19 protein-coding genes are annotated in these 20,721 nt (G+C 73.9%); 8 read left to right on the forward strand and 11 right to left on the reverse strand.

Going from position 1 to position 20,721, the window contains the following annotated elements; translation table 11 throughout:
- Positions 1 to 243: 243 nt before the first annotated feature.
- Together ACF09K_RS17340 and ACF09K_RS17345 are read left to right on the forward strand one after the other, a co-directional pair.
- Positions 244 to 1,797 carry a multicopper oxidase family protein gene (locus ACF09K_RS17340; RefSeq protein ID WP_392244389.1) on the forward strand — a complete coding sequence of 518 codons (1,554 nt, stop codon included), beginning with the start codon at positions 244 to 246 and terminating at the stop codon, positions 1,795 to 1,797.
- Positions 1,798 to 1,940: 143 nt separating this feature from the next.
- Positions 1,941 to 2,651, forward strand: coding sequence for a DUF4232 domain-containing protein (locus ACF09K_RS17345; protein ID WP_392244391.1), 711 nt, complete (start codon positions 1,941 to 1,943; stop codon positions 2,649 to 2,651).
- A 250-nt stretch (positions 2,652 to 2,901) separates the two neighbouring features.
- Here the strand turns inward: ACF09K_RS17345 and ACF09K_RS17350 are convergent, their stop codons facing one another.
- A complete protein-coding gene (locus ACF09K_RS17350) occupies positions 2,902 to 3,405 on the reverse strand; it encodes a hypothetical protein (protein ID WP_392244392.1) in 504 nt (167 codons plus the stop codon).
- A 311-nt stretch (positions 3,406 to 3,716) separates the two neighbouring features.
- Between ACF09K_RS17350 and ACF09K_RS17355 the strand changes: the two genes are divergently transcribed.
- Entirely contained in the window at positions 3,717 to 4,313 is a 597-nt protein-coding gene (locus tag ACF09K_RS17355; RefSeq protein ID WP_392244394.1) for a hypothetical protein, read from the forward strand.
- 130 nt (positions 4,314 to 4,443) lie between these two features.
- Here the strand turns inward: ACF09K_RS17355 and ACF09K_RS17360 are convergent, their stop codons facing one another.
- The 3 genes from ACF09K_RS17360 to ACF09K_RS17370 all read right to left on the reverse strand — a co-directional run bounded on the left by ACF09K_RS17360 (position 4,444) and on the right by ACF09K_RS17370 (position 9,029).
- Positions 4,444 to 5,193 (reverse strand): cupin domain-containing protein, encoded by a 750-nt coding sequence (locus ACF09K_RS17360; RefSeq protein WP_392244396.1) that lies wholly within the window; start codon positions 5,191 to 5,193, stop codon positions 4,444 to 4,446.
- A gap of 177 nt (positions 5,194 to 5,370) precedes the next feature.
- Complete coding sequence (locus tag ACF09K_RS17365) at positions 5,371 to 7,026, reverse strand: cellulase family glycosylhydrolase (RefSeq protein WP_392244548.1); 1,656 nt, start codon at positions 7,024 to 7,026, stop codon at positions 5,371 to 5,373.
- A gap of 344 nt (positions 7,027 to 7,370) precedes the next feature.
- Entirely contained in the window at positions 7,371 to 9,029 is a 1,659-nt protein-coding gene (locus ACF09K_RS17370) for a catalase (RefSeq protein WP_392244398.1), read from the reverse strand.
- Positions 9,030 to 9,268: 239 nt separating this feature from the next.
- Between ACF09K_RS17370 and ACF09K_RS17375 the strand changes: the two genes are divergently transcribed.
- Positions 9,269 to 9,607, forward strand: a complete 339-nt coding sequence (locus ACF09K_RS17375) for a hypothetical protein (RefSeq protein ID WP_392244400.1) — start codon at positions 9,269 to 9,271, stop codon at positions 9,605 to 9,607.
- A 186-nt stretch (positions 9,608 to 9,793) separates the two neighbouring features.
- Here ACF09K_RS17375 and ACF09K_RS17380 read toward each other — a convergent pair whose 3' ends face one another.
- Positions 9,794 to 10,282, reverse strand: a complete 489-nt coding sequence (locus ACF09K_RS17380; RefSeq protein ID WP_392244401.1) for a VOC family protein — start codon at positions 10,280 to 10,282, stop codon at positions 9,794 to 9,796.
- 304 nt (positions 10,283 to 10,586) lie between these two features.
- Here ACF09K_RS17380 and ACF09K_RS17385 point away from each other — a divergent pair, with 304 nt between their 5' ends.
- Both ACF09K_RS17385 and ACF09K_RS17390 read left to right on the forward strand, forming a co-directional pair.
- Positions 10,587 to 11,240, forward strand: a complete 654-nt coding sequence (locus ACF09K_RS17385) for an ATP-dependent Clp protease proteolytic subunit (RefSeq protein WP_392244402.1) — start codon at positions 10,587 to 10,589, stop codon at positions 11,238 to 11,240.
- A gap of 1 nt (position 11,241) precedes the next feature.
- On the forward strand, positions 11,242 to 11,844 hold the full coding sequence (locus tag ACF09K_RS17390; protein ID WP_392244403.1) for a ClpP family protease: 603 nt from the start codon (positions 11,242 to 11,244) through the stop codon (positions 11,842 to 11,844).
- A gap of 21 nt (positions 11,845 to 11,865) precedes the next feature.
- On the opposite strand, the gene ACF09K_RS17395 is transcribed toward ACF09K_RS17390, so the two are convergent.
- Positions 11,866 to 12,285, reverse strand: a complete 420-nt coding sequence (locus tag ACF09K_RS17395; protein WP_392244405.1) for a helix-turn-helix domain-containing protein — start codon at positions 12,283 to 12,285, stop codon at positions 11,866 to 11,868.
- 226 nt (positions 12,286 to 12,511) lie between these two features.
- On the opposite strand from ACF09K_RS17395, the gene ACF09K_RS17400 reads away from it, so the two are divergent.
- Complete coding sequence (locus ACF09K_RS17400) at positions 12,512 to 13,399, forward strand: RNA polymerase sigma factor SigF (RefSeq protein ID WP_392244549.1); 888 nt, start codon at positions 12,512 to 12,514, stop codon at positions 13,397 to 13,399.
- A gap of 62 nt (positions 13,400 to 13,461) precedes the next feature.
- On the opposite strand, the gene ACF09K_RS17405 is transcribed toward ACF09K_RS17400, so the two are convergent.
- Together ACF09K_RS17405 and ACF09K_RS17410 are read right to left on the reverse strand one after the other, a co-directional pair.
- Positions 13,462 to 13,917, reverse strand: a complete 456-nt coding sequence (locus ACF09K_RS17405) for an ATP-binding protein (RefSeq protein WP_392244407.1) — start codon at positions 13,915 to 13,917, stop codon at positions 13,462 to 13,464.
- Between the two features lie 108 nt (positions 13,918 to 14,025).
- Positions 14,026 to 15,252, reverse strand: a complete 1,227-nt coding sequence (locus tag ACF09K_RS17410; RefSeq protein ID WP_392244409.1) for a DUF6777 domain-containing protein — start codon at positions 15,250 to 15,252, stop codon at positions 14,026 to 14,028.
- Between the two features lie 164 nt (positions 15,253 to 15,416).
- Here ACF09K_RS17410 and ACF09K_RS17415 point away from each other — a divergent pair, with 164 nt between their 5' ends.
- The gene (locus ACF09K_RS17415) at positions 15,417 to 16,688 is read left to right on the forward strand and encodes a streptophobe family protein (RefSeq protein ID WP_392244410.1); all 1,272 of its coding nucleotides are present in this window, start codon (positions 15,417 to 15,419) and stop codon (positions 16,686 to 16,688) included.
- A 6-nt stretch (positions 16,689 to 16,694) separates the two neighbouring features.
- On the opposite strand, the gene ACF09K_RS17420 is transcribed toward ACF09K_RS17415, so the two are convergent.
- The 3 genes from ACF09K_RS17420 to ACF09K_RS17430 are packed head-to-tail and all read right to left on the reverse strand — an operon-like array spanning position 16,695 to position 20,690.
- Positions 16,695 to 17,714, reverse strand: a complete 1,020-nt coding sequence (locus tag ACF09K_RS17420) for a serine/threonine-protein kinase (RefSeq protein ID WP_392244413.1) — start codon at positions 17,712 to 17,714, stop codon at positions 16,695 to 16,697.
- Positions 17,711 to 18,343: a hypothetical protein gene (locus ACF09K_RS17425; protein ID WP_392244415.1), complete on the reverse strand. Its 633-nt coding sequence runs from the start codon at positions 18,341 to 18,343 to the stop codon at positions 17,711 to 17,713. The genes ACF09K_RS17420 and ACF09K_RS17425 overlap by 4 nt, the downstream gene beginning before the upstream one ends.
- 7 nt (positions 18,344 to 18,350) lie before the next feature.
- A complete protein-coding gene (locus tag ACF09K_RS17430) occupies positions 18,351 to 20,690 on the reverse strand; it encodes an FHA domain-containing protein (RefSeq protein WP_392244417.1) in 2,340 nt (779 codons plus the stop codon).
- Positions 20,691 to 20,721 lie beyond the last annotated feature (31 nt).

The raw sequence follows: 20,721 nt of genomic DNA on the forward strand, positions 1-20,721 counted from the left end.
TCAGCCGCCTCACCGGCCCCGCCGTTCCGGCCGGTTGCCGCCGCGGCCGGGCCGGCGGCGCGCAGGACTCCGCGGCGGGGGCCGGCGGGTGCGCCCCCGCCGTGTTGCACCGTCACCGCGGTCGGGTGACCTCTACACTGCGATCACTCTCGCGCCAAAAATACCCATTTGTCGCTTTCTCCGTGGATGTCGATGCGGATGTCGGCCGTCCACCGTCCGTCTGCTGCCCGAGGAGGCACCCCCGTGACCACTCTGCCCCGACGCGGCGTACTGAAAGGCCTGCCGCTCGCCGCCGGTGCGGTCCTGACGGCATCGTCGGCGAGCGCTCACGCGATGCCGTCGGCGCACGCCCACGCGGTGCCGCGCCGCGAGGACGACCCCGGCTTTCCGCAGCCGGAGACGCGCAGCACCCCGCCCTGGGGCAATTCCCTGGCCACACGGCTCACGGTCGGATTCACCGAAGCGGTGATCCCCGGCGTGGGCACCGTCCGCACCCGTACCTACGAAGGGGCGGTCCCCGGGCCGACCTTGCGGGTGCGCCCCGGCGACACCCTTCGGATCACGCACGTCAACACGCTGCCGCCGAACCCCGCGGGCCACCACCAGGACGTCAACGTCCCCCACGGTTTCCACACCTTCAACCTGCACACCCACGGCATGCACGTGGACCCGACGGGCGACGCGGACAACGTGTTCCGGACCTTCGAACCCGCCGCGGAGCCGGGCGGCGCCACGATCCACCGCAGCAGGATCACGGTCCCGGCCGGGCATCCCGCCGGCACCTTCTGGTACCACCCCCACCACCACGGGTCGACGGCCACCCACGTGCTCAACGGCATGGCCGGCGTCATCGTCGTGGAGGGCGACGTCGACCGGGTACCCGAGATCGCCGCCGCCCGTGAGGTCGTCGTCTGCGTCAACGAACTCCGCCTGAACGGCGGGCGGGTGCCGGACCTGACGTCGGAGGGCGCCTTCGAGGGCCTCGCTCCCACCTTCCTCGTCAACGGGGCGCGGAATCCCGTCCTCACCATCGCGCCCGGCGAGGTGCAGCGGTGGCGGATCGTGCACGCCGGGGCGCTCGCCCCGCTCTCCCTGCGGCTGGACCGGCACACGATGCACCAGATCGCCCGGGACGGCATCACCTTGATGACCCCCGTCGCCTCCTCCAGGGTGGCCCTGCCCATGGGCGGCCGGGCCGACGTGCTGGTCCGCGGCGGTGAGCCCGGCACGTACGAGCTGATCACGGACGGCGTCGACCGGCCCCTGATGACGGTGGTCGTCACCGGCCGGCCGCGCGAGATGTCGCTGCCGACCGACCTGCCCGGACGGCCCACCGGCCTGCCCGCCCCCACCCGCACCCGGCACGTGGCCTTCCGCAGCTACAGCAACGTCTTCCCCGGCGCCTTCCCCAACGCCTACCGCATCCTGGGCGACGGGGAGACGCCGCACGCCGACCCCTCGGCTGGCTCACGGGACCTCGCCTGGGGCCGCTTCTCCCCCGACCACGTCAACCACCGCGTCCGGCTGGGCGAGGTGGAGGAGTGGACCGTCGCCAACAACTCGCACAGCCATGCCCACCACCCCTTCCACATGCACACCAACCACTTCCTGCTCACGGCGGTCGACGGCCGCCCGCTGACCACCCCCGTCTGGCACGACACCGTCGACGTCCCGCCCCGCAGCACGATCACCTTCCGGCTGCGCGCCGAGGACTTCGAGGGCCGCTCGATGCTGCACTGCCACCATCTCCAGCACGAGGACGAGGGCATGATGCAGATCGTCGAATACGTCCGCTGAGCCCGCCCGCGGACGAGGCCGCCCACCCCGGCGGCGTGAACGGTGGTGGATCCGGCGAAATCCTGTCACCAAGCCGTGAAGAACCCGCGGGACGCTGGAGCAGCACTCCGGAACACCACGCTTCTCATCGGGGGACCCACGCCATGAGCACCGCACGCAGAACCGCCTTCGTCCTCACCGCCCTTTGCGCACTGGCACTGACCGCCTGCGGTCCCGCCGAGGACGACGCGGCGGGCGACACCGGCACGACATCGTCCACGACCCCCTCGGCGACCCCGTCGAAGGCGCCGTCAGCAGGACCGGCGGGGCCGGCTTCCCCCGCCGGCAGTCCGTCCGCCACCGGCTCGGCCGGCGGCGGCAGCGGCTCGTCCGGCGGCGGCCCCTCGTCCGGCACCGGGAGCGGCTCGTCCGGCGGCGGCTCCTCGGCCGACGCCGACCACGACGTCTTCCCGTGCAGCACGTACGACGTGAAGTTCACCGCGAGCCTCGCCGAACCGACCACCGGCAGCTACCTGTTGAAGATCACCAACAAGGGCGAGAAGGCCTGCCGGGCGCTGGGCCACCCGGTCGTGACCTTCGGCGAGCTGGACGGTCAGGCCACGGAGCGGGGCGCGGCCCCCGGCATCGAGGACGCGCTCAGGCTCGCACCGGGTGAGTCGGCCTACGCCGGCCTCATGGGGGGCGCCGACGACGGCAGGGGCAGGACGGTCGCTTCGATCGCGATGACCATGGACACCGAGTCCGATCTCGAACAGACCCCCCTCAGCGCCTCGACCCCGGGCCTGTACGTCTCCCCCGACACCAACTCCGTGACCCCGTGGATGAACAACGTGGAGGACGCGCTCAGCCTGTAGGCCCACCGGCACCCCGGCCGTGCGCGCCCCCACCGGTCCCACCGGTCCGACCGGTCTCTGCCTCGCGCCGCCGCACTCCCCGGTCAGGAGTGTGCATCCGCGCCGGCCGGATCGACGGCTGCGGTCTCCGCACCGGCACGCGCACCGGGGACACCGCGGACGGTGCGGGCGGTGCGGACGCCGGGACGTGCCGCCCCGGAGCCGGCCGGACCGGGCACGTGTGCAGCCGACGCGACCGGGGCCCTCACGGTCACCGGGCGGCTCGCCAGCGCGGGGCGTCGTCGTCGGGGACGTCGGGCGAGGCGAAGTGGAACGGCACGCCGAGGTGGTCGGCGAGCGCCCGTCCCGCCTCGGCGGCCACGGTGCCCGGCGGAGGCCCGTCACGGCGGTGGTGGACGACGGCGAGGTGGCCCTCCCCCGCCGGATCGTCGAGGACCGCCACCAGGACCACGAACCAGTCGTGGACGGTGTCGCCGTCCCAGAACGCCTCGATCGCGGCCGGCCGGCCCTCGTGTCCGGCGGCCCGCGCGGCGAGTGACGCGAGGTCGAGCGGATCGGGCGGCCGGCGTCGTACCCGGTCGCCGAGCGCCTCGTAGCGCGAGTGGACGACCCGCTCCGCGTCGTGCAGGCCCAGCCCCAGCGGACGCAGTCCCTCCCACACGGATCCGACCGCCATGACGTAGCGGTCGCCCAGTACGTTCTCGTCGACCTCGCCGCGAGTCCGTTCCTCCAGGTAGGACCACCAGCCGCTCATGAGCCGAACGTATCCCACCCGCGACCGCCCCGGTGAGCCGGCCGCCCCGGCAGGCGCGGTCCCGGCAGGCGCCGCCCGAAGGCCCCGGTGTCTCAAGGGACTTCACGGTCGCGGGGTCCGGCTCCTCGGCATCGCGCGGCGCGTGCCGGGCAGCGCCGTGGAGGCCGGGGACACCGCCCGGGAGGCCCGGACGCGGTGGTGGAGGGCCGCGGCTCGGCGGTCCGGGTGACGGATCCGCCGAACGGTGCAACCATTCGGCCAAGCGGGCTGTCTCACCTGATAACAGTCACACGCTCCCTCAGGGGTACATCATGGTGCGAACCAGAACCATTTGGGTCACCGCCGCCGTCATGACGGCCACGCTCGGGGCCGCCGCGGTCCCGGCGCAGGCCGCGACGCCGAGCGCCCCGGCCGCCGCCTCGCGGGCGGCCGCCGCCTGTCCCACCGGCTGGGGCAGTCTCGACAAGGCGTACAGCGCCGGCACGGCGACCCCGGTGCGCGACGCGCGGACCGGACGGCACGACTGCTACGACCGGCTCGTCATCGACGTCCCGGGCGCGGCCGCAGGTGAACTCGGGTACTCGGTCCGTTACGTGGACCGCGTGTACCAGGACGGTTCCGGCCGGCTCATCCCGGTGGGCGGCGGGGCGATCCTGGAGGTGCGGGTGAGCGCGCCCGCCTACGACCCCGACACCGGGACCCCGACGTACCCCGCGCGTGTCGCCCAGCCGCTGCCCGGCGTGAACGTCGCCGGCTACCGGACCTTCCGCGACACGCGGTACGCCGGCAGCTTCGAGGGCGTGACGCAGATCGGGCTCGGGGTGCGGGCACGGCTGCCCTTCCGGGTGCAGCGGCTCGACGGCCACCTCGTCGTCGACGTCGCCCACGGCTGGACGGCCGCCCGCTGACGCGGGCCGCGGCCGCCACCGTCGGGGGCGGCCGCGACGGGAGCCGACGACGGGGAACGGGACACGGCAGGGGTGCGCGCCTTCCGGGGCGGGCCGTACGCCCCGGTCCGCTCACGGCGTCGTGCGCGGCTCACACGGGAGTGGTGCCCGGCAGCGCGTACTCGTCCCTGCGGCCGCACATCCCGAAGCCGCCGCGCCGGGCCGGCGCGGTCTCGTACGCGGTCGCGCCGGCGAGGTACGACGGCTCGCCGGCCGCCAGCGCGTCGAGCTGGGCGCCGGTGCGTTCGGCCGCGGCGAGCGCACCGGCCCGCCACAGCTCGCGCCACGCCGGCACCCTCTCGCGCACCAGTGCGGCCGCGGCCCGCTGGAAGGCCAGGAGGGGCCCCGGGTCACCGGCGACGAGGGCCTTCCGGAGGTCGACGTACCCCTCGACCGCGAGGTCCCGGCGCCGGCGCGCGGCCGCGGCCGCCTCCGGGCCGGTGCCGGGCGGGAGCTCCGCGGCGGCCGCGTACCGGCGCGGATCGGCGAGCACCTCGGGCGGGAACGTGAAGACGGCGTCCCCGGCCTCGGGCAGGCCGCCGTTCTGCATCAGCACCGTGACGCGCAGGCCGCCGCCCTGCACCATGCGGTGCACGGTGCCCGGCGTGAACCAGGCCACCGATCCGGGTTCCAGGGGGACGTCCCGGTAGCCGTCGGGGCTCAGGGTCTGCACCGCTCCCCGGCCGCCGGTGACGACGTACGCCTCCGTGCACACCAGGTGCAGGTGCGGGCTGCCGCCGCAGACGCCGTCGGCGGCCTCCCAGTCGTACGCGGTCAGGTGGGACAGGCCGACGGCACCGGGCAGCGGGTACGGCGGTGCGGACCCGGACTCGCTCACCACGACGCACCCTTCATCGAGAAAGCGCTTGCTCGACGGTGAGCCTAGGCCGGGAGGGCGGGCCGGTACAAGGCCGGGCCGCCCGTTAACCGGCGGCGCCCGCCGGCCGGCACGCGTCGGCCGGCACGCGTCGGCCGGCGAGGGTCCGGTGCCCCCGCCGGCCGACGGCGACGGGGTCGCTCAACCGGTCGTGCAGGCGGTGCCGTCGAGGGTGAAGGCGGTCGGCGCCGTGTTCGCGGCGCCCTTGGTGCCGATGAAGCCCACGGTCACCGAACCGCCGACGGGGATCGTCGAGGTGTACGACGCCGCGGCCACGCTCACCCTGCTCCCGCTCTGGGTGGGGGTGCCGCCCCACATGTTCGCCACCGTCTGGCCGTCCGGGAAGGCGAAGGCGAGCGTCCAGCCGTCGACCGCCGCCGTGCCGGTGTTGCGCAGGGCGATCTCGGCCTGGAAACCGCCGGACCACTGCCCCACCACGCGGTAGCCGACCGAGCACGCCGCACCCGGGGTGCCGCCGTCCTCGCCGGTGGTGACGTCCACCGTGGCCGAGCGCGCCGAGCGGTTGCCGGCCGCGTCACGGGCGTAGACGGCGAACGTGTACGCCGTGTCCGGGGTGAGGCCCGTCAGCGTGAGGGTGTTCGCCGTGGACGCGGCGACCTCGGTCTCGGTGCCGCCGCCGATGCGCACGACGTCGTAACCGGTGACGCCGACGTCGTCGGTGGACGCGCCCCAGGTGAGGGTCGCGGAGGTGGCCGAGACGGCGGAGGCCACCGGGGCGCCGGGAGCGGTCGGCGCCCGGGTGTCGCCCGGGGTGCCGCCGAAGACGGTGGCCTCCTTCGCGGTTTGGGCGATGCCGTCGGCGCCGTTGAAGATCCGCTGCCCCCAGGAGCTGAGGCGGGTCGGGTCGAAGTCGGTGGCGAGGTCGAGGACCGGGTCGGTGTTGCCGCTCCAGGACCAGGCCAGATAGCCGAGGCCGAGCCGTTCGGCGGTGGCCATCATGGTGTCCTCGTCGGGGTCGCCCCACTGGTCGGCGGGCCCGCCGAACTCGCCTATGAGCAGGGGGAGTTTCGCGTCGACGAAGGCGTTGAGGTAGTCGGTGACCTCCGCCGCGGTGTCGAAGACGCTGTACATGTGGATGGAGAAGATCAGGTTGCCGGTGGGATCGGCGTCGTAGACGGTCCGGGCGTTGGCCCGCATGACGCCCTGCCAGTCCTGTCCCCAGTTGGGGGCGTCGACCATGATCGTGTGCTGGAGGCCGGCGGCGCGCAGTTTCCTCACGGCGGCGATCGTCGGGTCGGTCCAGCCCTCCGGGGCGGTGTTGCCCCAGGGCTCGTTGCCGATGTTGACGATGACGTAGTCCTCCTGGCCGGCCAGCACGTCCTTCAGGCCGACCCAGTAGTCGGCGGCGTGGTCGAGGGTGCCGGCCGCGCCGTCCTCGCCGTAGCCCGTGGTGTCGTGCACCTCCAGGACGCAGATGAGGCGGTTGGCCTTGCACCGGGCGATGACGGCGGCCACGTCCTCGGGGGTGTTCCGGGTCCAGCGGTGGCCGTCGGAGAGGACGACGCGGACGGTGTTGGCGCCCAGCGCCTTGACGTCGGCGAGGGACTGCGTCTCGCCGGGATACCAGGTGTGGGCGTGGTTGACGCCGCGCATGACGAAATCGTTGCCGTTGCCCTCCAGCAGACGGCCGCCGCTGATGTGCAGGCCGGTGGCGAGGGCGCGCGGGGCGTCGGCGGCCCGCGCGCCGGCCGGGGCGAGGAAGCCCAGGGCGACGGCGAGTGCGAGCAGAGCGGCCAGGACGGGAGCGGGGGCGGGGACGGAGGCGAAGGCGGGCAGGAACCTCTTCCGGGTCGTGCTGCGTGCTCTTCTCACTGCGACTCCAGGAGTGCGCGCCAGGAACTCAGGCATCGGGAGGATGGGGTGGGAGCGCTCCCATGAAGCCATTGCGACAAGTACACGTCAAGACATCGCGCACGGGTCGGGCGCACGGGTCGGGCGCACGGGTCGGGCGCACGGGCCCCACGCACGGGCCGTCGGCACCCGTCGTCTCGACGTGATGCCGACGTGGTGCCGACGGCCCGTCCCCGCGACGGCTCTCCCCGCCGCAGTCCGCCGACGTCCGCCGCAGTCCGCCGACGCCGCGGCGTCCCGGCGTCCCGGCGCGTCCGCGTGCCGACCGCTCAGCGGTTCACGACGTGCCGCTCGTCCGGCACGCAGTGGGTCATGGTGAGGCCCTCCACGTCGCGGGGCGGGTTCTTGCCCAGGTGGGCGAGCCGGTCGCGGTCCTCCTCGGTCAGGTCCTGGCTCGCCAGCGGTTCCAGGTCCGCCACGTCCTCGGGGGTGATGCCGAGCCCCTCGCCGATCCTGAGGCCGAGGTCGTTCTCCACCAGGAGGAAGTGCCACACCATGCGCTCCTGCACCGGCCGGTCGCACTCGGCGAGCGCCCCCGTGAGGTTCTTGACCAGGTCGTCGCGCTCCCACTGCTCCATCAGCAGGTAGCGCTGACCGGCCTGCTGGTAGTCGTTGGTGCGCGGGATGCGCCTGCGGGTCAGCCGGCCGCGGATCTCCGGGCCCTGTTCGTCGTGCGTGGGGTACCGGCCCTCCCGCAGCCCGCCGGTGATCGACGGTTCGTAGTTGACGCTCGGGTTCTCGCCGCCGCCGTCCACGTGGTACGTCATCTGCCCGTCGCGCTGGTTGGTGCGCACGTCGGCGTTCTTCGCGTGGTTCACCGGCAGCTGGAGGTAGTTCGGGCCGACCCGGTGGCGCTGCGTGTCGCTGTAGGAGAAGGTGCGGCCGACGAGCATCTTGTCGTCGGAGAAGTCCAGGCCGTCGACGAGGACTCCAGTGCCGAAGGAGATCTGCTCGTTCTCGGCGAAGAAGTTCTCCGGCATGCGGTTCAGCACCATCTTGCCGACCGCCTTGGGCGGGAAGTCCTGCTCGGGCCAGGTCTTGGTGTCGTCGAGCGGGTCGAAGTCCAGCTCCGGGTGCTCGCCGTCGTCCATCATCTGCACGAGCAGCTCCCACTCGGGGTGCTCACCGCGCGCGACGCTCTCGTAGAGGTCCTTGGTGGCGTGGCCGAGGGAGTCGGCCTGCACGTTGGCGGCGTCCTCCTCGGTCATGCTGCGCACCCCGGCCTTGGGCATCCAGTGGTACTTGACCAGCTTGGTCCCGCCCTCGGCGTCGACCCACTTGTAGGTGTTGACCCCGAAGCCCTGCATGTGGCGGTAGTCGGCGGGGATTCCGCGCGGGCTGAACAGGTTGACCAGCATGTGCATCGCCTCGGGGGTCTGCGACATGAAGTCGAAGATGCGGCGCGGCTGCTGCTCGAAGGTGACCGGGTCGGGCTTGAGGGCGTGGATGACGTCCGGGAACTTGATCGCGTCCCGGATGAAGAAGACGCCGAGGTTGTTGCCGACGAGGTCCCAGTTGCCGTCCTCGGTGTAGAACTTCACGGCGAAGCCGCGCGGGTCGCGGGCGGCCTCGGAGGAGTCGCGCCCGCCGATCACCGTGGAGAAGCGGACCGCCAGGTCGGTGCGCTTGCCGCGCTCCTGGAACAGCTTGGCGCGGGTGTACCGGCTGATCGGCTCGTCCCCCCAGGTGCCGTACGCCTCGAAGTAGCCGTACGCGGTGACGCCGCGGGCGTGGACGACGCGCTCGGGGATGCGTTCGCGGTCGAAGTGGCTGATCTTCTCGAGGAACTGGTAGTTCTCCAGGGTGGCGGGGCCGCGGGCGCCGACGGTGCGCTGGTTCTGGTTGTCGTGGACCGGGTGGCCCTGCCGGTTGGTGAGCACCTTCCGGTCGTCGCCGCGATCGGGCCCCTTGCTCGATACGTCGGTCATGTCCATGCGCTCCTTCGCGTGGGTTCCCCGCGGTCACGGGGCGCGGGGCTGCCGCGCAGCCACCGCCGGGGTCTCGGACGGACGGCCCGGGTACCCGAGGGGCCGGGACGAGTCACACGAGTCAGCTTGGGGCCGGGCGCGGCGGGCTGCATCCGGACACGACGGGGACGCCCGCCCGTGAACCCGCTGGACAGCCGCCGGACCATTCACCTGGAACGAGCGGCAGGTGTGCGGTGAGGATGCGTCCGGACGAGGTCGACGGGGACGCGGCGCTGGTACGGCGGCTCGTCGCCGGGCAGTTCCCGCGGTGGGCGTCGCTGCCGGTGGAGCGGCTGGAGTCCTCGGGGACGGAGAACGCGGTGTTCCGGCTGGGCGCCGACAAGGTGGTGCGGCTGCCCCGGTGTCCGGGGGCGGTGGAGAGCGTGGCCCACGAGCGGCTCTGGCCGGAGCGGCTGGGGCCGCGGCTGTCCGTCGCCGCGCCGGTGCCGCCGCACCGGTGCAGCTGGGACAGGGCGCTCCCGGTGCGGTCGACGCCGAACGGGCGCGCGGCCGGGGGCGGGCGCTGTCGATCTCGCTGATCCAGCTGCCGTTCTCCTGGGACACCGATCCACCCCTGGCGGAGAACTCCCGGCACGTGATCAAGGAGATCCTGGCGGAGGCCGGAGGCCGGAGGCCGGAGGCCGGAGGCCGGAGGCCGGCGGGCGGCGGGCCCCGGGCCGGCGGGTGAGGGGGCCCGGGGCCGCAGGGGGCGGCCCCTCGTCCACCTACTCCCCCTCCCCCTCGTAGGCCTTCCGCAGGGCGGCGATGTCGAGCTTGCCCATGGCGAGCATGGCCTTGGTGGCGCGGGCGGCCTTCTCCTGGTCCGGCGAGGTGAGCATCCGCATCAGTTCGGTGGGCACGACCTGCCAGGACACGCCGTACTTGTCCTTGAGCCAGCCGCAGGGGCCGGGCTCGCCGCCGCCCTCGACGAGCTTGTCCCAGTAGTGGTCGACCTCCTCCTGGTCGGCGCAGTCGATCTGGAACGAGACGGCCTCGTTGAACGTGAAGTGCGGGCCGCCGTTCAAGGCGACGAACTTCTGGCCGTTGGCCGTGAACTCCACGGTGACCACGGAGCCGGCGGGCCCCGGCCCGGCCTCGGTGTAGCGGGTGACGGTGCCGACGCTCGAGTTCTTGAAGATCGACGCGTAGTGGTGGGCGGCTTCCTCCGCCCGGCCGTCGAACCAGAGGCACGTGGTGAATCCGTCGGTGGTCATGCTTCCTCCAGGAGCGCGAGGGTGCGAGGAACGCGGTCATCAGTGTCGACCGGCGCGACGCCCGTGACTCATCGCTCGACGGCACCCCTGTTTCGGTCCGGGCCAGGCCGGTCAGGTCCGCGGCCGTCCGGACCGGTCAGGTCCGCGGCCGTCCGGGAACCGCCCGCGACGGCACCGGCCGAAGGCCTCTGCTGTCGGCGAATCTGCCCAGGGCAGGGGAATCCGCCACGGGGGCGGTCCCGTGCCGAGAGTGGAGTGGCACGGCGGCCGACGCCGCCGCACTCCCCCTCGACAAGGAGCACCCATGTCCCGACACCTCGCCGGTCCCGCGCCGGCCCTGCTGCCACGGGCCCAGGAGGGCGACACCCCTCACAGCGGCTTCGACGACCAGCTCGCGGCCCACCTGTTCGACCGGCGCATCGTGTTGCTCGGCACCCAGGTCGACGAGGTGTCCGCCAACCGGGTCTGCGCGCAGTTGCTGATCCTGTCGGCCGAGGACCCGCGCACCGACATCAGCCTGTACGTCAACAGCCCCGGCGGCTCGGTCCACGCGGGCCTGGCCGTCTACGACACGATGCGGCTCATCCCGAACGACGTCTCGACGCTGGTGATGGGGTTCGCGGCCAGCATGGGCCAGTTCCTGCTGAGCGTCGGCACGGCCGGCAAGCGGTACGCGCTGCCGAACGCGCGCGTCATGATGCACCAGCCGTCGGCCGGTATCGGCGGCACCACCGCGGACATCGAGATCCAGGCCGAGAACCTGGAGTTCACCAAGCGGACCATCGAGCGGATCACCGCCGAGCACACCGGTCAGAGCCCCGAGACCATCTCCCGGGACGGGGACCGCGACCGCTGGTTCACGGCCGAGGAGGCCAGGGAGTACGGCATCGTCGACCGGGTGGTGGAGTCGCTGGCCGACATCCGCCCGGCCGCCTCGAAGCGACGGACGGGGCTCTGACATGGGGACGTACACGATCCCGAACGTGGTGGAGCGCACCCCGCGGGGCGAGCGGTCCTACGACGTCTACAGCCGGCTGCTGGCCGAGCGGATCATCTTCCTCGGCAGCGAGATCGACGACGGCGTCGCCAACGTCGTGATCGCGCAACTGCTCCACCTGGAGTCGTCGGCGCCGGAGAGCGAGATCGCGATCTACATCAACTCCCCCGGCGGCTCGTTCACCTCGCTGATGGCCGTCTACGACACGATGACGTTCGTCCAGGCCCCCCTCGCCACGTTCTGCGTCGGCCAGGCCGCCTCCACCGCGGCCGTGCTGCTGGCGGGCGGGGACCCCGGGCGGCGGTTCGTGCTGGAGCACGCGCGGGTGCTGCTCGGGCAGCCCGCCAGCGGCGGGCGGCAGGGCACGGTGTCGGACCTGGCGCTCCAGGCCAAGGAGATGGTGCGCGTCCGCGCCCAGGTCGAGGAGGTGCTGGCCCGGCACACGCACCACGACACCGCGACCCTGCGCGCGGACATGGACCGCGACAAGGTGTTCACCGCGCGGGAGGCCGTGGCGTACGGCCTGGCCGACGAGGTGCTGAGCCGGCGCCCCGTACGGGGCTGAGGCACCGGCCCGGTCGTGCCGTCAGGCGGCCAGGCAGAGTCCGTCGAGCGAGGACGTGGTCGTCGTCGTACGGCGCGGGTGCGAGGTCCGGGCGGTGAGCCGGACCAACTCGCCCTGGGCGCGCGCCAGCAGGTCGCCGAGGCTCAGGCCGAGCGCGCGGGCGGCGGCCGCCAGGACCTCCGAGGAGGCCTCCTTGCGGCCGCGCTCCACCTCCGACAGGTACGGCATGGAGATACGGGCGGTGTCGGCGACGTCCCGCAGCGTGCGCCCCTGGGACCGGCGTTCGCGGCGCAGGACGTCGCCGACGAGGTCACGCCAGAGGGGTTCTCTGAGGGACTCCCCGGGGGTGGGCGGCCGGTCGGCGGGGCGGGCGGTGGCGGCGCGCTCCGCCGGGGGGCGCAGCGGGATCACGCGGGCGTGGTTCGGCGCTTGGTTGCTCACCGTCCCAGCCTAGGAGGACCGGCCGCCGCGGGAAGACCTCCGGCGTTCCGCCCTCAGGGAAATCACGCCCGGACCCCCGGCGGGGCACGGCGGAAAAAACCGGTACGTTTTCATGTGCATGGGTGCGCCGACTCGGGGTAGTCGCCCTCGCGTGGGCCTGCCGCACCCGGTTCGCTCACACCGTGCGCACAGAGAATGTCGAACCGTGACTTTCGTGGGAGAGGTAATGCACACCGCCGTGATCGGGTCGCAGGCACAGGTCGTCGAGGACACCGCCGGGGCCGGCACGGGTGGTGCGCCACTGCCGGGAATCGAGGACCCCGGGCGCGTGGCCCCCCGCGACGCGCGTCAGCTGTCGCGCCAGTTCTTCCGGCGGCTGACGGAGCTGGAGGAGGGGACGCACGAGTACCAGTACGCGCGCAACACCCTCATCGAGATGAACATGTCGCTGGTGCGGTTCGCGGCCGGCCGGTTCCGGGGCCGCGGCGACGACATGGACGACGTCGTCCAGACCGGGATGATCGGCCTGATCAAGGCGATCGACCGGTTCGAGATCTCGCGCGAGGTCGAGTTCACCTCCTTCGCGCTGCCCTACATCGTGGGGGAGATCAAGCGCTTCTTCCGGGACACGACCTGGGCCGTGCACGTGCCGCGGCGGCTCCAGGAGCTGCGGGTGGAGCTGGCCAAGGCCCGCGACGAGCTCTCCAGCCGCCTCGACCGGGACCCGACCGTCGCCGAGCTGGCCACGCTGATGAACCTCACGGAACCCGAGGTGATCGAGGCGCAGATCGCCTCCAACGGCTACAACTCCTCCTCCCTGGACGCCGCCCTCACCGGCGACGGGCCCGAGGGCGGCGAAGCGGTGCTGGCCGACTTCATCGGGGTGGAGGAGGAGGGCCTGCGGCTCGTCGAGGACTTCCACTCGCTGGCTCCGCTGATGGCGGAGCTGAGCGAGCGCGACCGGCAGATCATCCATCTGCGGTTCGTGGAGGAGGCCACCCAGGCGGAGATCGGGGAGCGGCTCGGCTGCTCCCAGATGCACGTCTCCCGCCTGATCAAGCGGATCATCGTGCGGCTGCGCGAAGGGATGCTGGGCGAGCTCGGCTGCGCCTGAGCACCCGCTGCCGTGGGGCCGCCGGGCACCCGCTGCCGTGGGGCCGCCGGCCCCACGGCGTGTCAGCCGGCGGCGACCCCGAGGACGGCGCGCACGCGCTTGCCGACCGGGACGCGGTCGACGGTGACCTCGGTGGCGATGGCGTGCACGATCTCCAGACCGTGGCGGCCCACCCGGCGGGGATCCTTGGGGAAGCGCAGCGGCAGCCGGTCGCTGCTGTCGTACACGGCGACCGTCACCGAGGTGTCGGTGCCCTCCAGCTCCAGGATGTAGGGGCCGTTGCTGTGCCGGTCGGCGTTGGTGACCAGCTCGCTGACGACCAGCATGACGTCGTCGCCGAAGCGGTCGTCCATGCCCGCGCACCACTCCGTCCTGAGCTGGTCGACGAAGTGGGCGGCGAAGTCCCGGGCCTCGGCGATGGAGCCGGTTTCACCGGTGTAGTGCGCCGCGCGGCGGAGCGGCTCCACGGGTACGTCGAAACCGGTGGGTATCACTGCCCCGTCCAGGTGCTTGATCATGCTGTTCTCTCTCGGAGGCCGGCCTGGCCGGACGCTGCTGCACCAGTGCTGTTACCCCGAAGTGGGCCGTGCAGTCCTCCGGCCCCGGTCCGGCCGCCATGGGCTGCCTCACAGCAGAGGTGAACGGCTCGGGGACCGGTCGGCCGAGGGTGGCTCGGAGCGGGACGCGGTGCCGGCCGCCGCGGAGGACGGGGAGCCGTCGGTCCGCGGTTCGCCCGACGGCCCCGAGTCCTGCGGGGGTGGCGCGGGTTCCGAGGGCCCCGGCGAGGAGGGCGGCTCCTCGGAGCCGGGGGGCGGCGAGGGGCTGGTCGACTCCGGCGGTCCGGGGCTGCGGGAGGCCGGCGGTGAGGTGGACGGCGACGTGGGCGGTGTGGGCGTGGTGACGCTCGCGGACGGTTCGGGCAGGGCCGCCGGGGGCTCGGCGGGCCGGTCCTTGCCGCCGGTGTCGCCCCGCTGCCGGGCGAACCAGCGCTCGGCGCCGGGATCGTACAGGACGAAGACGTCCACCACGGTCGTCGACGGGGTGACCACGACGACGTTCGCGGGCTGGTACGACGGCCAGGAGTCGCCGGTGCGCTTCGGGGTGGTCCGCTGCGCGACGGGCGGGGTCAGCGGGTTGCCGCAGGCGCAGCGCACCCGGGGCACGCCGCGGCCGTCGACGAGGACGGCGGTGCCGGACTGCAGGACGGCCTGGTAGGAGGTGGCGGCGCCGTCGCGGTAGCCGTGGTTGGTGACGCGGGTGTCCATGCGCAGCTGGACGGGGGTGAGGGAGCGGAGGTAGGCGGGGACCTCCGCCGGGTCGATGCCGGGGACGGACGCGAACGCCCGGTTCTTGTCGGGGTCCGCCCCCAGGGCCGTGACCTGCTTCTCCACGTCGCAGACGGTGACGTCCCGGGTACCGCCGTACAGGCCGGGGGCGCCGCCGTCGACGCCCCGTAGGGCGTTGGCGGGTGCGGAGGCGGTCGCCGGGGCCGTGCCGGCGGGTGGGGGCGGGCTGCCGGTGGCGGCGGACTCGGTGAAGGGGTCCGGGCCGGTCGTGCCCGCGGCCTGGAGGAAGACCTCGCTGCCGCCGCCGGAGCCGCCACCGCCGGAGCGGGTGGCCAGGACGATCGCGACGGCGGCCGCGACGACGAGGGCGGTGGCGAGCAGTGCGACGCGCGACGCGGATCTCCACCACGGCCTGTTCGGCCCGGGCGCGCCGCCGGGCGAGGTCGAGCCGCCCGAGGTGCCGCCGGGCGGCGGGGCGGGCGGGCCGGAGGGCGGCTGCGAGGGGCCGGACAGGGGGCCGGAGGGCGGGCCGGAGGGGCGGCCGGAGGAGGGCGGTTCGACACTCACGAGCACTCCCGACGGGATCTCCCGCGACGCCGCCTGCGCAACACCGCACGCCGCTCTGGTCCACTACCTCTTCATTGTGTGCCCTCGTCCTCCTTTCTCCGCAAGTGGACGCGGACGGCCCTCCCGGCAGGCGTGCGGGCCGGGCCCTGCCTAGCGTGGCGGGGGTGAGCCCGAACCTCCCCCCCGGCCAGGCGCCGTCCCGTCACGGCTGGGGGCCGGCGGTCGCCGTGGCGCTGGCCGCGCTGATCACCATGGGGGTCACGGCCGCGCTGGGCCTGTGGGCGGCCGGCGCCACCGACCTGCCCGGCGGGGCCTACCCGAGGGTGGTCGCGGCGACCGTCGTCACCGCGGTCGGGGGCGTGGTCGAACTCTCCGGCGATGCCGGGGGGATCGCCGGCACGCGGGCGGACCTCACGGTGATCCCGCTGTCCGTGACGCTCGTCGGCGTCCTGGTGGCCGCCGCCGGGTTCCTGCGGCCGCTGCGGCACCGGGCGGTCGCCTCGGCCGCCGAACTCGGCGGCTGGGCGGCCCGGATCGCCGTGGTGTGGCTCCTCGGCCTGGCGGCGGTGGCCTTGGCCGCCCGCCGGACGTTCGCGGTGTCGCTGGGCGACGACACGCTGAACGACCTCGGGGAGGTGTTCGGCGTGACCCCGAAGGCCGGTTTCACCACCGATGTGCCGCTGACCCTGCTGTTCGGGCTGCTGTGGCTGGCCGGCGTGCTGGTGCTGGCGCTGCTGGTCTCCCGCGGGGCTCCGCTGCCGCCGCGGCTGCTGCGCTTCCAGGAGTCGGTGCGCCCGGCGGCGTACGCGATGGTCGTGCTGCTGCTCGCGTGCGTCGCGCTGGGGGTGGTCGTCGCGCTGGTGACCGCGGCGGTGCGCGGCCGTGCCGCGCAGACCCTCGCCGTGGTGCTGCTGGGTCTGCCCAACCTGGTGTGGCTCGCGTTCACCGTCGGGCTGGGCGCCACCTGGGAGGGGCGGGTGCGGGGGCCGTTCGGGCTGCCGGTGCCGCACGTGCTGGACGAGGTGCTGCGCGGCTCGGACACCGCCGTGCTGAACCTGCGCACGCTCGGGGAGCAGGACGGCCGGGTGTGGTGGCTGGTCGCCGTGGACGCGGTGCTGCTGCCGGCGGCGGCGTTCGTGACGGCGGCCCGCTCCCCGGCCCGGACGCCGGCCTGGCGGCACGCGGTGCACATGGCGGTGGCCCTGGTGCTGACGGTGCTGACGATCTGCCTCGTCGGCCGGGTCTCCGCGCACTACGGCCTGACGCTGTTCGGCATCAGCGACCTGGGCGGCACGGGCCTGACCGGTGACCTGTTCCTGCGCCCCGAGGTGTGGTCGGCGCTGGGCCTCGCCGCGCTGTGGGGGCTGGTCGCCGGCTTCCTGGTCGGGCTGTGGGCCCGCGGGAGAGCCGGCCGGGGAAGGACGGACCTTCGTTAGGGCACGTCAGGCGCGGTCGTCCCGGGCGCGGTCGTCCCGCGGGGTGAAGACCGGGGCCGCCCACCGGGGCGGGGGTTCGGGGCGGTCCGGCTCCGCCGCCGCGGGTCCGCGGGCCGCCTCCGTCGGCGGGTGCCGGCGGGGTGAGCCGGACAGCAGGGCCGTCCTCAGGGCGGCGACGAACGCGAGGCAGGTGGGGTGGCGGGCGTCGGGGGACTTGGCGAGGGCCCGCGCGAAGACCTCGTCGACGGCGGGCGGCAGGTCGGGGCGGGCGGTGGTGAGCGGGGGCGGCTCGTCGTACTGGTGGGCCCACAGCAGGGCCATGTCGTCGTCGCGGCGGAACGGCGGGTGGCCCGTGAGGGTCTCGTGGACGACGCAGGCCAGCCCGTACACGTCGCAGCGGCCGTCGACGGGGCGGCCGGAGATCTGCTCGGGGGCGACGTAGTCGAGGGTGCCGACGAACTGGCCGACGGTGGTGAAGCCGGTCAGGGACAGCGACTTCTTCGTCAGGCCGAAGTCGGTGAGGTAGACGTGTTCGGGGTGGTCGCTGTCGGTGCCGCGGTCCACGAGGATGTTGCCGGGTTTGACGTCGCGGTGGACGAGGCCGTGCTCGTGGGCGGCGTCGAGGGCGGAGGCGACCTGGGCGGCGATCCGGGTGGCGGTGGCCGGCTGCAGGGGCCCGTGGTCGTCGAGGAGGTGGCGCAGGTCGCCGCCGGGGACGTAGCGCATGGCGATGTAGAGGAGCCCGTCGGTCTCGTCGGCCTCGAAGACCGGCACGATGTGCGGGTGGTCGATCGCGGCGGCGACCCGGGACTCGTGGGTGAAACGCTTGCGGAAGGTGTCGTTGCGGGCCAGTTCGGGGGCGAGCAGCTTGAGCGCGACGGTCCGTTCCAGGCGCAGGTCGCGGGCGCGGTACACGACGGCCATGCCGCCGCGTCCGATCTCCTGCTCGATGCGGTAGCCCGCCACCTGGCGGCCGATCAGCTCGGAGGGCCGGCCGGAGAAGAGGCTCGTCGTCTCGCGGGTCATCGGCGCTCACCGTCGGGCGTCACGACCCGGGTCGGGGCGTGGCCGATGTCGGGGACGCTGTCGGGGCCGGCGTCCGGGCCGGCGTCGGGGCCGCCGTGCGGACCGGCATGCGGACCGGCGTCGGGGCCGCCGTCCCGGACCGCGGCGGGCGGGTCGTCGACGGCGTAGGTGCTCAGCCGGCTGCCGTCGCCGTACACCCAGCGGTGCTGGGCGGGGTCGTAGAGCCAGACGGACTCGCCGTCGACGACCGCGCCGATCCGCAGGCCCCGGGTGCGGCGCCGGAAGGTCTCGCCGTCGAGGCCGCCCGTGGCGAGTTCCTCGACCGCGGCCCGGTAGCGGGCGAGGGCCTGTTCGGTGCGGCCGAGCAGGGGGCGCGGGTCGGCGGTGGTGGCGAGGGGGTCGTCGGGGAGCGGCGGGTCCTGGGGCACGGCGACGAGGCAGCGGCCGTCCACCCAGGCCGACCAGCCGTTGGAGCACAGCACGTGTCCCCAGTCGCCGCGCCGCTCGACGAGCCGGACGGGCAGCAACGGGTCGAGGGGGACGGTGGGCCGGTCCGGGTCGGGGGTCTCCCAGGCGGGCATGCCCTGCTGGGGGACGACGTGCGTGGGCCGGAAGCCGGGGTGCGTCATCGCGGTCCTACTTCCGCATCACGGCGGGTTCGTGCCGGCGCAGCAGCCGGGAGACCGCGAATCCGAAGACGGCCGAGAGCACGACGAGCATGCCCACGTCGAGCAGCCACACTCCCGCCGAGTGGGCGAACAGCGGGTCACCGGTGAGGCCGCCGGGCACGATCCGGGCGAGGTCGAGGGTGCCGGCCATGGCGGCGAACGCCCAGCGGGAGGGGACGAGCCAGGCGAGCTGTTCGAGGCCCGGCACTCCGTCCAGCGACAGCAGGGCGCCGCAGAAGACGACCTGGACGATGGCGAGGAGCACCAGCAGCGGCATGGTGACCTCCTCCTTGCGCACCAGGGCGGAGACCAGCAGGCCGAGCATCATCGCGGTGAAGGAGAGCAGGGCGACCGCGACGGTGATCTCGGCCAGCGGGGGCATCAGCACGCCCTGCCCGCCGGGGGCGCCGAGGTCGACGCCGAGCAGGGCGACGAGCGTGAGCACGACCGCCTGCACGACGGTGACCGCGCCCAGCACGACCACCTTCGACATCAGGTACGCCGATCTGGACAGGCCGACGGCGCGTTCGCGCTGGTAGATCACGCGTTCCTTGACGAGTTCGCGCACGGCGTTGGCGGCGCCGGTGAGGACGCCCCCGACGCACAGGATCAGCAGCGCGTTCATCGCGGTGTCCCGGGTGAGCCGGTCGCCGGCGAGGGCGCGGGCCATGGCCCCCATCACGAACGGCAGGGCGATCATGATGACGAGGAAGGTGCGGTCGGCGCTCAGCGCCGCCGTGTAGCGGCGCACGAGGGTGCCGAGCTGGGCGCCGCGGCTGCGCGGGCGGGGCGGCGCCGGTACGGCGACCGCGTCGGAGTGGGGCAGCAGCGGCTGGGCGCTGGAGTCGACGACGTAACGGCGGTGGAGGGGGGAGGCGGCGTACTCCCCGGCCCAGTCGCGGTCCCGGTCCCGTTCGAAGGCCTCGAAGGCCTCGGGCCAGTCCGCGAACCCGAAGAAGGCGAGGGCGTCGTCGGGCGGACCGTAGTAGGCGATCCGGCCGCCGGGCGCGAGGACGAGGAGACGGTCGCAGACGTCGAGGCTGAGGACGCTGTGGGTGACGACGACGACCGTGCGGCCGTCGTCGGCGAGGCCGCGCAGCATGTGCATCACCGAGCGGTCCATGCCGGGGTCGAGTCCGGAGGTCGGTTCGTCGAGGAAGAGCAGGGACGGCTTGGTCAGCAGTTCCAGGGCGACGCTGACGCGTTTGCGCTGGCCGCCGGAGAGGCTGTGCACGCTCTGGTCGGCGCGCTGTTCGAGGCCCAGTTCGCGGATGACCTCCTCGACGCGCGCCCGGCGTTCGGTCCTGGCGGTGTCCTGGGGGAAGCGCAGTTCGGCGGCGTAGGTCAGCGCGGCGCGGACGGTGAGCTGGGCGTGCAGGATGTCGTCCTGCGGGACCAGGCCGACGCGCTGCCGCAGTTCGGCGTAGTCGTGGTAGAGGTCGCGGCCGTCGTAGACGACGGTGCCGTGGTCGGCGGGACGCTGTCCGGTGAGGGCGCCGAGCAGGGTGGACTTGCCGGCGCCGCTGGGGCCGACGACCGCGAGCAGGCACTTCTCCCCCACCGGGAAGGACACGTGGTCGAGGAGGACCTTGCGGCCGCGGTCGACGGCGACGGTGAGGTCCTGCACGTCCAGGGAGACCTCTCCGGTGTCGACGTACTCCTGGAGTTCGTCGCCGATCAGGCAGAACGCCGAGTGGCCGATGCCGACGATGTCCCCGGCCCCGAGGGGGGCGGCGGTGACGGGCAGGCCGTTGAGGTAGGTGCCGTTGTGGCTGCCGAGGTCGGCGATCTCGTAGGTGCCGTCGGGCAGGGCGCGCAGCTCGGCGTGGTGGCGGGAGACGACGAGGTCGTCGAGGACCAGGTCGTTGTCGGGGGCGCGGCCGACGCGGACGGTGCGGGTGGGCAGCGGGCGGACGGTGGTGGGCCGGCGGAACGTCCCCGTCACGGCGGGGTCGGCCACCGCGGAGGGGCGTGGCGGTGCGGGCGGCGGGCGGCCGGTCAGGACGGCGCACGGGCCGTCGTCCGGGCTGCCGAAGCGGATGACGCTGCCGGGGCCGATGCTCCGCTCCCGGACCCGGCGGCCGTCGGTGTAGGTGCCGTTGGTGCTGTGCTCGTCCGCGAGGGTCCAGTGGTCGCCGTCCGGCCGCAGGACCGCGTGGTGCCAGGAGACGCGGGCGTCGTCGAGGACGATGTCGCTGAGCGGGTCGCGGCCGACGTGGTAGTCGTGGCTCGGGATCATCACCGTGGTGCCCGTCTCGGTCTCCAGCACGAGTTCGGGCGCGGTGGACGTGATCGGCGACTCCGCCATGCCGGAATTCTATCGATTCGCACCCTCGTGC

Source organism: Streptomyces sp. NPDC014882, from assembly GCF_043081325.1.
GTDB lineage: Bacteria > Actinomycetota > Actinomycetes > Streptomycetales > Streptomycetaceae > Streptomyces.

Bases quoted from the DNA above. Each gene is read 5' to 3' on its own strand.
- ACF09K_RS17405 (WP_392244407.1), bottom strand. From the start codon at position 13,917: ATGATCAAGCACCTGGACGGGGCAGTGATACCCACCGGTTTCGACGTA.
- ACF09K_RS17350 (WP_392244392.1), bottom strand. From the start codon at position 3,405: ATGAGCGGCTGGTGGTCCTACCTGGAGGAACGGACTCGCGGCGAGGTC.
- ACF09K_RS17345 (WP_392244391.1), top strand. From the start codon at position 1,941: ATGAGCACCGCACGCAGAACCGCCTTCGTCCTCACCGCCCTTTGCGCA.
- ACF09K_RS17420 (WP_392244413.1), bottom strand. From the start codon at position 17,714: ATGACCCGCGAGACGACGAGCCTCTTCTCCGGCCGGCCCTCCGAGCTG.
- ACF09K_RS17380 (WP_392244401.1), bottom strand. From the start codon at position 10,282: ATGACCACCGACGGATTCACCACGTGCCTCTGGTTCGACGGCCGGGCG.
- ACF09K_RS17370 (WP_392244398.1), bottom strand. From the start codon at position 9,029: ATGACCGACGTATCGAGCAAGGGGCCCGATCGCGGCGACGACCGGAAG.
- ACF09K_RS17375 (WP_392244400.1), top strand. From the start codon at position 9,269: ATGCGTCCGGACGAGGTCGACGGGGACGCGGCGCTGGTACGGCGGCTC.
- ACF09K_RS17400 (WP_392244549.1), top strand. From the start codon at position 12,512: ATGCACACCGCCGTGATCGGGTCGCAGGCACAGGTCGTCGAGGACACC.
- ACF09K_RS17390 (WP_392244403.1), top strand. From the start codon at position 11,242: ATGGGGACGTACACGATCCCGAACGTGGTGGAGCGCACCCCGCGGGGC.
- ACF09K_RS17385 (WP_392244402.1), top strand. From the start codon at position 10,587: ATGTCCCGACACCTCGCCGGTCCCGCGCCGGCCCTGCTGCCACGGGCC.
- ACF09K_RS17355 (WP_392244394.1), top strand. From the start codon at position 3,717: ATGGTGCGAACCAGAACCATTTGGGTCACCGCCGCCGTCATGACGGCC.
- ACF09K_RS17430 (WP_392244417.1), bottom strand. From the start codon at position 20,690: ATGGCGGAGTCGCCGATCACGTCCACCGCGCCCGAACTCGTGCTGGAG.
- ACF09K_RS17425 (WP_392244415.1), bottom strand. From the start codon at position 18,343: ATGACGCACCCCGGCTTCCGGCCCACGCACGTCGTCCCCCAGCAGGGC.